The 13,813-nt window shown below is 72.8% G+C and carries 13 protein-coding genes; 5 read left to right on the top strand and 8 right to left on the bottom strand.

All coding sequences use genetic code 11. From position 1 onward, the window contains the following. The first annotated feature begins 19 nt into the window (after positions 1–19). Positions 20–262, top strand: coding sequence for a CPCC family cysteine-rich protein (locus ACN26Z_RS09175; protein WP_093410170.1), 243 nt, complete (start codon positions 20–22; stop codon positions 260–262). 89 nt (positions 263–351) lie between these two features. Here the strand turns inward: ACN26Z_RS09175 and ACN26Z_RS09170 are convergent, their stop codons facing one another. Beyond that, positions 352–1,554 carry a hypothetical protein gene (locus ACN26Z_RS09170; RefSeq protein ID WP_396886981.1) on the bottom strand — a complete coding sequence of 401 codons (1,203 nt, stop codon included), beginning with the start codon at positions 1,552–1,554 and terminating at the stop codon, positions 352–354. A gap of 110 nt (positions 1,555–1,664) precedes the next feature. Between ACN26Z_RS09170 and ACN26Z_RS09165 the strand changes: the two genes are divergently transcribed. Beyond that, the gene (locus ACN26Z_RS09165) at positions 1,665–2,468 is read left to right on the top strand and encodes a DNA-formamidopyrimidine glycosylase family protein (RefSeq protein WP_093410168.1); all 804 of its coding nucleotides are present in this window, start codon (positions 1,665–1,667) and stop codon (positions 2,466–2,468) included. A gap of 273 nt (positions 2,469–2,741) precedes the next feature. Beyond that, positions 2,742–6,467 carry a hypothetical protein gene (locus tag ACN26Z_RS09160; RefSeq protein ID WP_421460671.1) on the top strand — a complete coding sequence of 1,242 codons (3,726 nt, stop codon included), beginning with the start codon at positions 2,742–2,744 and terminating at the stop codon, positions 6,465–6,467. Between the two features lie 84 nt (positions 6,468–6,551). On the opposite strand, the gene pspM is transcribed toward ACN26Z_RS09160, so the two are convergent. From pspM to ACN26Z_RS09125, 7 genes are all read right to left on the bottom strand, one after another. Then, entirely contained in the window at positions 6,552–7,334 is a 783-nt protein-coding gene (gene pspM / locus ACN26Z_RS09155; protein ID WP_093410163.1) for a phage shock envelope stress response protein PspM, read from the bottom strand. A 38-nt stretch (positions 7,335–7,372) separates the two neighbouring features. Continuing rightward, entirely contained in the window at positions 7,373–8,233 is an 861-nt protein-coding gene (locus ACN26Z_RS09150; RefSeq protein ID WP_093410160.1) for a PspA/IM30 family protein, read from the bottom strand. Between the two features lie 183 nt (positions 8,234–8,416). Further along, positions 8,417–8,875 (bottom strand): helix-turn-helix domain-containing protein, encoded by a 459-nt coding sequence (locus tag ACN26Z_RS09145; RefSeq protein ID WP_093410158.1) that lies wholly within the window; start codon positions 8,873–8,875, stop codon positions 8,417–8,419. Positions 8,876–9,145: 270 nt separating this feature from the next. Continuing rightward, on the bottom strand, positions 9,146–9,649 hold the full coding sequence (locus ACN26Z_RS09140; protein ID WP_093410415.1) for a CinA family protein: 504 nt from the start codon (positions 9,647–9,649) through the stop codon (positions 9,146–9,148). Between the two features lie 59 nt (positions 9,650–9,708). Further along, complete coding sequence (gene pgsA, locus ACN26Z_RS09135; protein ID WP_093410413.1) at positions 9,709–10,302, bottom strand: CDP-diacylglycerol--glycerol-3-phosphate 3-phosphatidyltransferase; 594 nt, start codon at positions 10,300–10,302, stop codon at positions 9,709–9,711. A 71-nt stretch (positions 10,303–10,373) separates the two neighbouring features. Next, a complete protein-coding gene (rimO, locus tag ACN26Z_RS09130) occupies positions 10,374–11,861 on the bottom strand; it encodes a 30S ribosomal protein S12 methylthiotransferase RimO (RefSeq protein WP_282239632.1) in 1,488 nt (495 codons plus the stop codon). Between the two features lie 57 nt (positions 11,862–11,918). Continuing rightward, positions 11,919–12,842: an ornithine cyclodeaminase family protein gene (locus ACN26Z_RS09125; RefSeq protein ID WP_421460667.1), complete on the bottom strand. Its 924-nt coding sequence runs from the start codon at positions 12,840–12,842 to the stop codon at positions 11,919–11,921. A gap of 135 nt (positions 12,843–12,977) precedes the next feature. Between ACN26Z_RS09125 and ACN26Z_RS09120 the strand changes: the two genes are divergently transcribed. Together ACN26Z_RS09120 and ACN26Z_RS09115 are read left to right on the top strand one after the other, a co-directional pair. After that, positions 12,978–13,292 carry a DMT family transporter gene (locus tag ACN26Z_RS09120; RefSeq protein WP_093410155.1) on the top strand — a complete coding sequence of 105 codons (315 nt, stop codon included), beginning with the start codon at positions 12,978–12,980 and terminating at the stop codon, positions 13,290–13,292. Between the two features lie 84 nt (positions 13,293–13,376). Then, positions 13,377–13,604, top strand: coding sequence for a hypothetical protein (locus ACN26Z_RS09115; protein WP_093410153.1), 228 nt, complete (start codon positions 13,377–13,379; stop codon positions 13,602–13,604). Positions 13,605–13,813 lie beyond the last annotated feature (209 nt).

The following is a 13,813-nucleotide window of genomic DNA, read 5'->3' as shown; positions in this document are numbered from 1 at the left end:
ACTGTGGAAAGCTGTCAAGGTGGATGATCGCTGGGTTCCCGCCGCTTGTCCCTGCTGCGCGTACCGGACCGGCGGCGGCACCTGCCCGGTCTGTTTCTGGACAGATGACGGTCAGGGCGACGCCGACGCGGACGCCGTACGCGGCGGGGCGAACGGGGACTTGAGCCTCTCGCACGCCCGCCTCAACTTCGCCGTCTACGGTGCCTGCCACCCCCGGTACCAGGAACTGGTGCGCACGCCGAGACCGGAGGAGCTGCCCTGAGCCAGCCGGCACGGGCAGCCCAGCGCACCCGCTGACGCGGCGAGCCGGGCCGGCCTGGGAGGACGCCGACCCGGCTCTGGGTGCCGGCCTCAGCAGAGCGGCACCGACCCACCCCAGACCGTCGAGATGTACGCGTGGCTGACGAACTGACCGCTGGCCAGGCGGTTCCACCGGTTTGTCGTCCGGTACGGACCGGCGATCGTCTGCCCGATGACGTAGCACTGGATCGGTACGTTGGCGTACTGGGCGGCCAGGCCCCGGGACTGGTAGCTGGTGCTGGGGCCGGACCGCACGGTCAGTGGCCCGTCGCCGACCACCCCTCGGGGACCGGTGCCGGTCCACAGGTACGCCACGTCGACCCAGGCGTTGGTGGACAGCTGCAACCCGTCCCAGAACGTCCCGTCGGCGAGGTCGATCCCGGCCGGGTTGAGCACCACCCGACCGAACTGGTCCCGCCCGCCGTTGTAGCCGTTCTGGTAGGCGGCCTGCGCCTGCGGTCTACCCTGCGGCAGCGCCTTCCAGTTCTCCCGCACGGCACTGAGGTTCCAGTAGTCGTCGCGGGTGTTCCACGGCCCGACGTCCCAGACCGGGGCGTACTCGCAGCGACTGCCGGTGATGGTGCAGACCCGCACGGTGTAGTCGCCGGTGTTGCGCGGAGACAACCCCCGGCGGGAGGGCAACGCGACGAAGTGGTCCCGGGCGCGAACCGTGTGCCCGTTGGCGGTCAATTCGCCGACCAGTCCGATTCGGGTCGCGTACACCCGGTAGGTCAGGCCGGGGGTGGCGGCGGTGACCGCGGCGACGGTGTCGGCGGTCAGCCGGACGCCGCGGACCTCGGCGCTGGCACCGGAGGGGCTGCCGGTGAGCACCACCCGGGCCTGCACCCGACGGACCGGCCGGTCGAAGACCGCAGCCGGCGCGGCGTCGCGCCACTCGGTCCAGCCGGCCGTCCGCCAACCGCGGACCTGGACGATCGCGGTGGCACCGGGCCGGCTGGCGGCGGTGACCTGGGCGCGGATCCGGGTGGCCGGGCGATTGAGGGTACGCGGTGCGGCCACCAGCATGCCCTCGGCTACCGCGCTGCGCCGGGCCGGCACCCCGGGTGGCCGGGCGTCGGCCAGTCGCAGGCCAGCACGGGTGTGTCGCACGTTGACGTCGTCGGCATCGACGACCGACAGGTCGGCGGCCCACCGGTCGGCGCGACCGGCCGAGGAGGCGGAGTGGGGATGGAGGGTGACGGCGAGGACGGTGGCCAGGACGACGGCCAGGACGGAACTGCGGGGACGATTCATCGGCATTCTCCTCAGAACTCCCCGATAGTGCCTATATCCGTAGATCGAACAGAAGCGCCATACAAATAGCGATACATGTGAATTGCGTTCGGGTGAGGGAGAATGGTGCCGTGCCCGAAGGTGACACCGTCTGGAACACCGCCCGCGTCCTGGAACGCGCGCTTGTCGGTGCCCGGCTGACCGGCAGCGATTTCCGGGTGCCCTCGCTCGCCACCACCGACCTCACCGGCTGGTCGGTACGCGACAGCGCGAGCCGGGGCAAACACCTGCTGCTCCGGCTGGACGCCCCCGCCGACGCCGGTGAGTCGCGCTGGACGCTGCACTCGCACCTGCGGATGGACGGCACCTGGCGGGCGTACGCCCCCGGGGAGCGGTGGACCGCCCGACCGGCGCACCTGATCCGGGTGGTGCTACGCACCCCGGTCGCGACCGCCGTCGGTTACCACCTGCACGAGGTGGCGCTGGTGCCCACCGCCGACGAGGAGCGCCTCGTCGGTCACCTGGGCCCCGACCTGCTCGGCGGCGACTGGGATCCGGCCGAGGCCGCCCGTCGGCTCGCCGCCCACCCGAACACCCCGGTCGGCGTGGCCCTGCTCGACCAGCGCATCCTGGCCGGCGTCGGCAACCTCTACAAGTGCGAGGTGCTGTTCCTCCGCGGCGTGCACCCCCGCACCCCCGTGCGGGAGGTGCCCGACCTCACCGGCCTGGTGACGCTGGCGCAGAAGTTGCTGGCCGCGAACCGGGGCCGCTGGACGCAGAGCACCACCGGTGCGCTGGGGCGTGGCCGGACCAGCTACGTGTACGGGCGACGGGCGCAGCCGTGCCGGCGCTGCGGCACCGCCATTCGCAAGGAGGAACTGGGCGACCGGGTCACCTACTGGTGCCCCACCTGCCAGCCCGGCGACCCGGCCTGAGCCCGCATCTTCCACCCGGCGGACAGGGCGCCGCCGTGCATCTTCCACGCGACGGTCTGGGCAGGTCGGAGCCGGTGGATGGCCGGCCACGCGACAGGCGCGGAGTGGCGGCGGCGACACGCCGGCAGCTCGGCAGATTGGCACGAAAGGGGACTTCCTAACCGACCATCGCACGTCGCATGCTGCGGTTGAGGGCTCACGGAATGTCAGCACGCGTGTCCGCGCCGCCACGTCGGGGTGGTGGCCGCCGCGCCCAGGATCACCGGGAGAGCCATGGCCGTGTTCCGCAGACTCCGGTCGACCTGGCTGGACCGCGCCGCCCGCAGCGACCAGCCGGGCGAACCGGGCACCGTCCCCAGCACCCGAACCGCCCCGGACACGGAGAACGGCACACACACCCGCCCTGACACCGACAAAACCGGTTCCGGCGGCCCCTCCCCGGGCGCACCGACGCGGGCACCGGCGACGCCCGAGCGGACCCATCCGGAACCGGCGCCGTCCAGGCCGCCACGCCCGGGGCCAGCGAGTCTGGATCCGGCGGCGGTGCCCCGCTGCTTCGGTCCGGTGCCCAACCACGCCTACAGTCCGCTGCCCGTCCACGACGAGGACGGGCAGGTGGTGGCCGGCACCGGGTTGCGTAAGTTCATCGACCCGCTGCCCGGCCTGGGCGAGCTGGGGCGTACTCCGCTCGGCGCTCACCTGCCGGTCGCCGTGCCCGACACGATCACCTATCCCGGTTGCGACTACTACGAGATCGGGTTGCAGGAGTACACCCAGCGGCTGCACCGGGACCTGCCGGCGACCCGGCTGCGCGGCTACCGCCAGCTCAACCTGGGCACCAACCCGGACGGGCACAACACGGTCACCCCGCCCCGACGACCCTGGCATCTCGGTCCGGTCGTGCTCGCCCGACGCGGCCGGCCGGTACGCGTCAAGTTCATCAACCAGCTGCCGACCGGCGACCTCTTCCTGCCGGTCGACCCGACGGTGCCCGGTGCCGGCCCGGGGCCCCTCGACGGGCCGGCACCCTACCCGCAGAACCGGGCGGTGCTGCATCTCTGCGGGGCGCTCACCGGCTGGATCAGCGCCGGCAGCCCGTGGCAGTGGATCACCCCGGCGGGCGAGATCACCCCCTACCCCACAGGTGCCGGTCTGGCCCACGTGCCGGACATGACCCACCCCGGGCAGGGTGCCACCACCCTCTACTACCCGAACGACCAGAGCGGACGGCTGCTCTGGTTCCACGACAACACCGTCGGGCTGTCCCGGCTGACCGTCTACTCCGGGCAGTTGGCGCTCTACCTGCTCACCGACGACGCGCAGGAGCGGTTGATCGACGACGGGACGCTGCCCGCCGAGCAGTTGCCGCTGGTCTTCGAGGACAAGACGTTCGTGCCGGACGACGCCCAGCTCGCCGCGCAGGACCCGACCTGGGACCGGGACCGCTGGGGCGCCCGGGGCTCCCTCTGGCACCCGCACGTCTACCAGTCCCGCCAGAACCCGTACCGTCGCGACGGCATCAACCCGACCGGCCGGTGGGATTACGGGCCCTGGTCGCGTACCGCCGCCGCGGATCCCGACGCCTCCGCCACCGCTGTGCCCAACCCGCACCACGACCCGGTGACCGAGCCGGACGAGCCGCCGGAAGCGCCCGCTGTGCCGCACCCCAGCGCCGTGCCCGCCGCGTACGGCGACACGGTCCTGGTCAACGGTGCCGCGTACCCCTATCTGGAGGTGCAGCCGAAGGTCCAGCGGTGGCGCATCCTCAACGCCTGCACCGACCGCTGGCTCAACCTTCAGCTGTACCGCGCCGCCTCGGACGTGCCGATGTGGACGCCGGAGGGCACCTTGGCCGACCCCGATGCCGGTGAGGTGCCGATGGTCGACGCGGTACGGGCCCCCGGCCGGCCGACGGACTGGCCCACCGACGGGCGGCCCGGCGGCGTGCCGGACCCGACAGCGGCCGGCCCGCAGATGATCCGGATCGGCAACGATTGCGGCCTGCTGCCAGCACCCGTGGTGGTGCCGAACCGCCCGATCGGCTTCCGCTACGACCGACGCGACCCGACCGTGCTCAACGTCGACGGCCACGCGTTGCTGCTCGCCCCCGGCGAGCGGGCCGATGTGCTGGTGGATCTCGCCACCGTCGACCCCGGCACCACCCTGATCCTCTACAACGACTGCCCCGCCCCGCTGCCCTGCTTCGACCCCCGCTACGACCACCACACCGGTGGCCCCGACCGCACCGCCGAGGGCGGCGCGCCGCCGACCGTACCCGGGTACGGGCCGAACACCCGCACCCTGATGCAGCTACGGGTGACCGGCATCCCGGCATCGCCGTACGACCTCGACCGGCTGCGGGACCGCCTGTCCGCCGCGTACGCGGCCAGCCAGCGTCCTCCGGTCGTGCCGCAACCGGCCTACGATCCCTGCTTCGGCACCAGCAGCGCCCCGACCCGGATCCCGGTGCACGCCACCACCGTCGAGTTCACCCCGCCCGGCGGCGCACCGGTCAGCCTGCCGCTGAACCTCAAGTCCGTCCGACAGGTCTTCGAGCCCGGGTACGGGCGGCTCACCGGCCGGCTCGGGGTGGCACACCCACACGGCGGACCGCGCGGCGAGGCCACCCTGCCGCTCGGTCCCACCGAACCGGCGACCGAGGTGGTGCACGCCAGCGACCCGGCCCTGTCGGTCGGCACACCGGGCGACGGCAGCCAACTGTGGCGGGTACGCGGCTCCGGGCGGCAGAGCCACCCGGTGCGGTTCGACGGCCTGGACGTTCAGGTGGTCGGTCGGGTCGGCCGGGACGGCGCAATCCGGCCGCCGCACCCCGGCGAACTCGGCTGGAAGCAGGTGGTACGCGTCGATCCCGGCGAGGACGTGCTGCTCGCGCTCCGCCCCGAAGCACCGGCCCTACCATTCAAGATCGGCGACAGCGTACGGCTGCTCGACCCGACCCGGCCGGCCGGTACCCGGCTCGACTCCACTCCGATCAGCCCCGTCGACGGGCAACCCGCCGCGGTCGTCAACCAGCTCGTCAACCTGGGCTGGGAATACCGCTGGGGCAGCGCGGCGGGCGGTCACCGGGACCAGGGCATGAGCCGGCCACTGGTGGTCCGGGTCTCGCCCCGGGCACCGACCGGGCTCACCGCGGCACCCGCCCCCGGCTCGGCGACCGCGCTGCCGGCGATCACCCTCGCCTGGACCGGCAACGGCAGTCGGCCACCGGCCACCAGCCACCTGCTGCAACGGGCCACCGACGCGACCTTCACGAACGGGTTGACCACCATCACCGTCGCGGCGACGGCGACCCGCTACACCGACGCCACCGTCACCCCCGGCGTCACCTACCACTACCGCATCCGCGCCGAGAACGCGGCGAGCTGCTCCACCTGGTCGAACAGCGTTCCCGCATCGGTGCAGCTCACCGCGCCGGCCAAGCTGACCGCGACCATTCCACCCGCCGCACCGCTGCGGGTCGCGCTGCGCTGGGCCAACCACTCCTTCGCCACCGGCATCGACGTGCAACGCGCCACCAACCCGACCTTCACCAGCGGACCGGGCACCACCGCGATAAGCGTCGGCGACAACCACCTGGACCCGGCGGTCGCGCCCGACACGACCTACTACTACCGGGTACGCACCACCTACCTGGGCGCCGCCTCACCCTGGTCCACCGTGGCGACGGTGACCACCCCACCCGCACCCGGCACACCCACCTCGGTCAGCGCGGCCACCACCGCCCCCGGCCCGGACACCGCCACCGTGATCCTGGGCTGGTCCGCCAGCACGCCCGCCGGCCAGGGCGCCGGTTTCACCGTCGAACGGGCCCTGGATCCGGCGTTCACCCGGGAACTGGCCACCTTCACCGTCACCGGTCGCGGCTTCACCAACACCGGCCTGGCCCGCGGCGTCACCTACCACTACCGGGTGCGCTCGTTCAACGTCGTCGGCACCTCCCCGTACACCGGCCCCATCCCGATCACCACCCCACCGTGACCGGGCGGCCTCGCCAGACCAGTCGGTTGTTGACCAAGAGGTTCGGGTCGTAGACGTGGCCGGATCCTGACGAAAACCTCTTGATCAACCCAATGGGGCGGGGCGGGAGACCGTGCGTAGCTCAGACAGGGCCGAGGCGAAGCCGTGGAGGAGGTCCGTGGCTTCGGTGAGGCGGGCGGCGGCGGGGTGTTCGGTCTCGGGGCGGTACTCCTCGGCCAGGTAGCCGGCGGCGGCGACCACCAGGCGCTCGTACGCCGCCACGCCCGTCTCCAACTGCCCGGTGAGCGCCTGATGCGCCTCGGCCAGCGGCGGCTTGGCGTCGGCGGGGGCGAGGCGGACCGCGCGTTCCACGCTGGCGACCCGGTTGGCCAGCTCGCGTAGCGACTGCTCGGCGGCGGAGGCTTCGGCGACGGCCGGTTCGGCGAGGCCGGTCAGCCGGCCCGCCATGGAGGACATGGTCGCGGCGGCCCGGTCCAGGCGCTCCCACGGCTGGGCGGCGGCGGTGCCGCGAAGCGCGGTGCGGGAGCGGACCCGACGCACCTCGGCCAGCACACCGGCACCGGCGGGGAGTCGTTCCACGGCGGCGACCAGGCGGGCCCGGTTGCGGGCGGCCACCTGGGCCGGATCCAACGGTGGCGGGGCGGGTTGGGCGGCGAGGGCGCGCAGGTCCACCCAGCGCCACGCGGCCAGGGCGGTGGCCGCGCCCGCGGCGGCGGCCCAGGCCGCGTCGGCGAGACCGATCCCGGCGTACGGGGTCAGCACCGCTGTCGCGCCGCCGAGCCCGCCGGCCAGGACGCTCCACCGGCGGGCGGAGCCACGCAGTCTGCTCAGCCGGCGGAAATACCGGGTGCGCTCGTCCGCTGCCACCGTCGCCTCCTCAGTCTCCGTCAGCCGGCGATTTCCACTCAGCCGGCGGCCGTGGTGTCGCCGGTGCCGCGTTCACGGCTCATGCTGGCGCGGATCTCGTCGAGCCGGGCCACCCCGGGGTCGGCCGTGGCCGGCTGGTCGGCGACGGCATCCCGGTCCGCGCCCGCCCCGAGCTGGTCGCCGGCCATGCTGGCGCGGATCTGGTCCAGCCGGGCGGAACCGGCCGTGTCAAGCGTCGCCTTCTGGATCTCCAGCATCCGGCCCTCGGTCGAGTTGCCGGCCAGTTCGGCGCGGCCCATGGCGTTGGCGTAACGGCGTTCGATGCGCTCGCGTACCTCGTCGAGGGTGGGGGTGCTGCCCGGAGCGGTGAGCGCCGACATGGACTCCAGCGAGGCGGCGACGCTCTCCTGCATCTTGGCCTGCTCCAGCTGGCTGAGCAGCTTGGCGCGCTCGGCGAGCTTCTGCTGGAGGATCATGGAATTGTTCTCCACCGCCCGGCGGGCCTGCCCGGCTGCGGCCAGCGCCTGGTCGTGCAGGGTCTTCAGGTCCTCCGCGGACTGTTCGGCGTTGACCAACTGGGTGGCCAGGGTCTGCGCGGACTGCTCGTACCGCCCGGCCTCGACCTCGTCACCCTTGGCCCGGGCCTGGTCGGCCAGGACCAGCGCCTGGCGGGCATTGGCCTGCAACCGCTCGACGTCGGACATCTGCCGGGACAGCTTCATCTCCAACTGCCGCTGGTTGCCGATCACGGCGGCGGCCTGCTGGACGAGCGCCTGGTGCTGCCGGTGCGCCTCGTCGATCGCCTGCTGGAGCTGCACCTTCGGGTCGGCGTGCTCGTCGATGCGGGCGCCGAAGAGCGCCATAAGGTACTTCCACCCCTTGACGAACGGGTTCGCCATCTCCGCGGTATCCCCTCAATCACGTCGCTGTGCCTGCCCCACCGCCGGGGAACCGGCTCGGCTACCAGCGATGGTGGCTCCATCGTCCCAGCCGGGCGCCAACCCGGGATCCGTACCGACGAGAGGGGACGTCCGCGATCAACCCTACGCGGCGGGAGCTACCGCGACCATCGGCCGCGAGGCTCAGGCGGCGCAGACCACGTCCCGGTCGCTGCGGTCGGCGGGCCGGACCCGGGCGCTGCGCAGCGTGGCCTTGAGCGGGGAGTCCTGCCGCACCGAGACGGCGACGTTGCCGTCCGAGGTGACCTGGCGTACGCCCCGACCGGTCGCCTTGTGCGCCGACGCGGCGGCGACCGATGTCGACTCGGCTGGCTCGTCCTGCACCGGCACCAGCACGCCCGGCATCTGCTCGGCGAGCGCGACCGTGTCGCTGACCTCGCGCAGCAGCTCGGAAAGGCGGGCGCCCAGCGCGTCGCAGATCGCCGCGAGCAACTCGCTGGAGGGCTCCTTCTGGCCGCGTTCGATCTCCGACAGATAGCCCAGGCTGACGTTGGCTGCGGACGAGACCTCGCGCAGCGTGCGGTGCTGCCCCTGCCGGCGCGCCCGTAGTGCGTCACCGATCACCCGGCGTAGCAGGACCATCGCACCTCCCCTGAGGGACACAGTTCGCCCGGCCAACCGGTCTTACGGGAGCACCGGCTGTCGGAGCTTTCCCGCAACCGTACCCGCTGTGCGCCGCCGCGACATCCCGCCCCGCCCGGTCGTCCCACGGTCGCCGCCGACCGCTCGGTCAATCGGCGGCGGCGCGGCTGTCCGACACGCAGGGACGACGGCACCTGGAGTGCCATCGATCCGCGCCGCCGAAGATCAGCAATATCGAAGAGCCGCACCATCGAAAGCGGCGGCAGCGGGTCAGGTCGGAGCCTGGATGTGGTCGGCCAGCAGGCGCAGCGCCTCGGTCACGGCCGTACCCCGCACCTGGTCGCGACCACCGTCGAGGTTCAGCTGCCGCACCTCGGTGCCGTCCGGCCCGGCAACCGCGACGAAGACGAGGCCGACCGGTTTGCCGTCCTGCGGTTCCGGTCCGGCCACGCCGGTGGTGGCCAGACCCCAGTCAGCACCACAGCGTCGCCGCCCACCCTCGGCGAGCGCCTTCGCCACGTCGGCATCGACCGGGCCACGCTCCGCCAGCAGTTGTGCCGGCACGTCAGCCAGCCGCTCCTTCAGCTCGGTGGCGTATACCACCAGTCCACCCCGGTAGACGGCACTCGCCCCGGCGATCTCCACGACCGTGGCGGCCAACAGACCCCCGGTCAGCGACTCGACGGTGGCGAACGTCTCCCGCCGATCGGCGAGGCGGTGCACCACGCCCGCCGCCGCTGCGCCCATCGACCCCTCGCCCTCGCGTACACCCATGATCTGCATCCTGCCCGGCCGCGAGGCGGTCTACGCGTCGCAACGCCGTTGACCCGCCCTCACCCCTGGGAGCGTCGCAGCCGGGTGGCCTGGGCGATGTAGTCCAGCCCGGTGACCAGGGTGACCGCGACCGCCGCACCCATGATCCACGGCCCGATCGGGGTCAGAGCGGCCGGCATCGGCCACAGGTACCAGGTGATGGCCAGCACCTGGAGCGCGGTCTTGATCTTTCCGCCCCGGCTCGCGGCGATCACGCCACGCCGGATCACCCAGAACCTCATGGCGGTGATCCCCAGCTCCCGCGCCAGGATGACCACCGTCACCCACCAGGGCAACCGGTCGTACCAGGACAACAGCAGCAGGGCGGCGCCGGTGAGTGCCTTGTCGGCGATCGGGTCGGCCACCTTTCCCACGGCGGTGACCAACGCGAACCTCCGGGCGATCCACCCGTCGACCAGATCCGTCACCGAGGCCACGGCGAAGATCACGCAGGCGATGACCTGCCATCCGGCGTGCGTCATCCCCGACATGACCACCGAGGCGGCGAAGACCGGTACGAGCGCCAGCCGTAGCGCGGTCAGGGCGTTGGCGGCGTTGACCACGGGTACCCGGGCCACCACCGGCACCGGAGGCGACTCCGTCGCCCCGGTCATCGAATCGCCCCGCTCGGCTGGCGCACCCGGCACCGCACCTCGTGCCTCCTCCGCCTCGTCCCAGCCCACCGTCACCGCGCCGCGCCGGGCGCGGCGGAGATCATCTCATCCGGCACGGCGAGCAGGTCGACGCCCTCGGTACCGGTCACCGTGGCGCGGACCAGGTCTCCGGGGCGCAGCGCGGCCAGGTCGACGCCGCCGCCGTCGGGGGCGACCAGGGTGGTCGACCCGTCCACCTCCGGCGCCTGGTGTGCGGCCCTCCCCTCGACGACCCCATCGTCGACCGAGTCGACGAGCACCTCCACCGTCGAGCCGAGGCGGTCCTCGGCCCGCTGCGAACACAGCTCGTCGGCGAGCGCGCTGAGCCTGTCGTACCGGCGTTTGATGGTGGCGGCGGAAACCTTGCCCGACAGCCCGGCGGCTTCCGTGCCGTCCTCGTCGCTGTAGTCGAAGACGCCGATCGCGTCGAGCCGGGCCTCGGTGAGGAACCGCACCAGCTCGTCGACGTCGCCCCGGGTCTCGCCGGGGAACCCGACGATGAAGTTGCTGCGCGCCCCGGCCTCTGGTGCCAGTTGCCGGGCGGCGGCGAGCAGTTCCAGGAAACGGTCGGTGGAGCCGAAACGACGCATCCGGCGCAGCACCGGCTCGCTGGAGTGCTGGAACGACAGGTCGAAGTAGGGCGCCACCCCGGGCGTGCTGGCGATCGCCTCGATCAGCCCGGGCCTGGTCTCGGCCGGCTGAAGGTAGCTGGCCCGTACCCGCACGATGCCCTCGACGGCGGCGAGCTGGGGCAGCAGCTTCTCCAGCGCGCGCGGGTCGCCCAGGTCCTTGCCGTACGAGGTCGAGTTCTCGCTGACCAGCACGAGTTCCCGGACGCCGCTCTTGGCCAGCCACTCGGCCTCGGCGAGCAACTCGTCCGGAGTACGCGAGACGAAGGCGCCCCGGAAGGCGGGGATGGCGCAGAACGCGCAGCGTCGATCGCAGCCGCTGGCCAGCTTGAGCGAGGCCACCGGGCCGCTGTCCAACCGGCGACGCAGCACCGTACGCAGGTGGGCCGGGGTGTGCTCGTCGACGTCGGTGCCGCGGCCGTGCCCGGGCAGGGAGACCGCGCTGTCGCGACGGGCGACCGGGGTCAGCGGCAGCAGTTCACGCCGGTCGCGGGGAGTGTGTGCGGCGACCTCCCGGCCGGCGACCACGGCGTCCAGCCGAGCGGCGATGTCCGGGTAGTCGTCGAAGCTGAGCACCGCCTGCGCCTCGGGGAGGCTGTCGGCCAGTTCCCGCCCGTACCGCTCTGCCATGCAGCCGGCCGCCACCACCTTCGCCCCGGTGTCGGCGGCGGCCAGCAGCGTCTGGATGGAATCCTGCTTGGCCTTCTCCACGAAGCCGCAGGTGTTGACGACCACCACGTCGGCGCCCTCACCGTCGGTGGTCACCTGCCAGCCGTCGGCGTGCAGGCGGGCGGCCAGTTCCTCCGAGTCGACCTCGTTACGGGCACAGCCCAGGGTCAGCAGTGCGACCCGGCGACCATCGGGGGAAGGTGAGGAGGTGGCAGACACCATCCGAGGGTACCGGGCGGCGATGCCCGTACCGGCGACGGCGGTCCGCACCGGGTCGGGTCAGGCCGCGGTGGCGAGGATCCGGACCACGCGGTCGAGCAGGAAGACCTCGGTGCCGGCCAGACCGACCGAGCAGAAGACCGAGATCTGGTCCGCGTCGGTGCGGCCGGGCGCCGTGCCGGCCAGCACCGCACCCAGGTCGCGCAACCGGGAGGCGTACGGCGGCAGCGCGGCGAGCATCGACGGGGCGTACGACCGTGCCTGTGCCACCGAGTCAGTGGCCAGCACGGTGGCGGCGTCGAGCAGGTCGGTGCCGAACTCCGCGCGGTCCACCTGCTTGAAGCCGACCACGTTGACGTGGGTCCCGGCGCTCAGGTCGGCGGCGCTCAGCACCGGTGTCGGGCTGGTGGTGGCCAACACCACCACGTCCCGGTCGCGTACCGCCTCGCGGGCGGTGTCCACCGCGCGGGCCGAGATGCCGAGTTCGGCCCGCACCCGGGCGGCGAACGCCTCCCGACGCGCCGCCGAGCGGCTGTGCACGGTCACCTCCCGCAAGGGTCGCACGGCGGCGGCGGCCCATACCTGGGTCCACGCCTGACCGCCGGAGCCGATCACCCCGACGGTGGCCGCGTCCGCGCGGGCCAGCGCATCCACCGCCACCCCGCCCAGCGCGCCGGTACGCCGGGAGCCCAGTTCCTCCCCCACGGCCACGGCCCGTACCGCTCCGGTCCGCCCGTCGTGCAGCACCACCACCTGCTCGGTTTCCGGGTGCCCGAACGTGTCGTACGCCCGGTATCCGTACCACTGCCCGACCAGGTGCCCGGCGGTGAGCACCATCCGGCCGGCGCCGAGCGACGCAGCGGCCCGCGGCGGGGCGACGAGCCGCCCGTGGTACGCGGCGAGCAGGGCCTGACGCATCGCGTCGACCGAGGTCGCTGCGTCCAGCGCGGCGGCGACCTCCGGATCGGAGATGAGCACGGTCACGGGTCCATGGTGCAGCTTGAAGCAGGCTTGAGGTCCATCCCGGGTGATCCGTCTCACCCGGACGGCCCGCTGCCCGGTGCTACGGTCGATTTCGGCGGCCCACGGCGGCCGGGCCAATTCCGAAGAGGTGACCCGATGGCCTGGATCGTGCTGGTGCTCTCCGGACTACTCGAAACGGCCTGGGCGATCGCCCTGGACCGCTCCGCAGGATTCACCCGACCCGTCGCCTCGGTGGTCTTCGCGATCACGCTGGTGCTGAGCATGGCCGGCCTGGCGTACGCGCTGCGGGAGATCCCGGTCGGCACCGGCTACGCGGTGTGGGTCGGCATCGGCGCGGTCGGCACCGCTCTCGTCGGCATGGTGGCGCTCGGCGAACCGGCCAACCTGCCCCGCCTGCTCAGCCTGCTGCTGGTGGTGGCCGGCGTGATCGGCCTCAAGCTGTTCCACTGACTCGCGGGCGGGCGGGCGTGACGAACGTCCGTAGTGGGTAGAGATCCGGACAGCAGACCTGAGACTCGTCCCCTGGAGGAAGACATGGCCACCAGCACCGTCCGCTCGACCAGCGCCGCCCGCATCTGCACCATCGTGGGTTTCGTGTGCGCGGTACTCGCGCTGCTACTCAACCCGATCCTCTTCGGAGTCATCGGTCTGGTCCTCGGCGTCGTCGGCGCGGTGCTCGGTGACAAGCCGCTCGGCTGGTACGCCGCCGCGGCCAACGTGGTCGCCATGCTGCTGAGCATGCTGATCCTCAGCGCCCTCTGATCCCCGGCTACTTCGATGGCCCGCCGCATTCCGCGGCGGGCCATCTCCATGACCTCATCCACCCCTGCGTCGACGTCCCGCCCTCGTCCCGCATGGCTGTTCCGCACCAAGAAGCCCGGCCGAGCACCGCTACGGACAGCAACATCGCGGGCCGAACACGAACCGTAGCGCCAGCGGGCAGCCGCCCCTCACCCCTTCCGCCGCTTTGC

The sequence above is a fragment of the Verrucosispora sp. WMMD703 genome (assembly GCF_049178935.1).
GTDB classification, from domain to species: Bacteria; Actinomycetota; Actinomycetes; order Mycobacteriales; family Micromonosporaceae; genus Micromonospora; species Micromonospora sediminimaris.
The sequence above is the reverse complement of the archived record's forward strand: the minus strand, read 5'-3'. Positions and strand labels throughout refer to the sequence as shown.

Coding starts and splice junctions, on each gene's coding strand:
- ACN26Z_RS09140 (WP_093410415.1), bottom strand. CDS start 9,649: ATGGGTGTACGCGAGGGCGAGGGGTCGATGGGCGCAGCGGCGGCGGGC.
- pgsA (WP_093410413.1), bottom strand. CDS start 10,302: ATGACCGGGGCGACGGAGTCGCCTCCGGTGCCGGTGGTGGCCCGGGTA.
- ACN26Z_RS09150 (WP_093410160.1), bottom strand. CDS start 8,233: ATGGCGAACCCGTTCGTCAAGGGGTGGAAGTACCTTATGGCGCTCTTC.
- rimO (WP_282239632.1), bottom strand. CDS start 11,861: ATGGTGTCTGCCACCTCCTCACCTTCCCCCGATGGTCGCCGGGTCGCA.
- ACN26Z_RS09170 (WP_396886981.1), bottom strand. CDS start 1,554: ATGAATCGTCCCCGCAGTTCCGTCCTGGCCGTCGTCCTGGCCACCGTC.
- ACN26Z_RS09115 (WP_093410153.1), top strand. CDS start 13,377: ATGGCCACCAGCACCGTCCGCTCGACCAGCGCCGCCCGCATCTGCACC.
- ACN26Z_RS09160 (WP_421460671.1), top strand. CDS start 2,742: ATGGCCGTGTTCCGCAGACTCCGGTCGACCTGGCTGGACCGCGCCGCC.
- ACN26Z_RS09145 (WP_093410158.1), bottom strand. CDS start 8,875: ATGGTCCTGCTACGCCGGGTGATCGGTGACGCACTACGGGCGCGCCGG.
- ACN26Z_RS09120 (WP_093410155.1), top strand. CDS start 12,978: ATGGCCTGGATCGTGCTGGTGCTCTCCGGACTACTCGAAACGGCCTGG.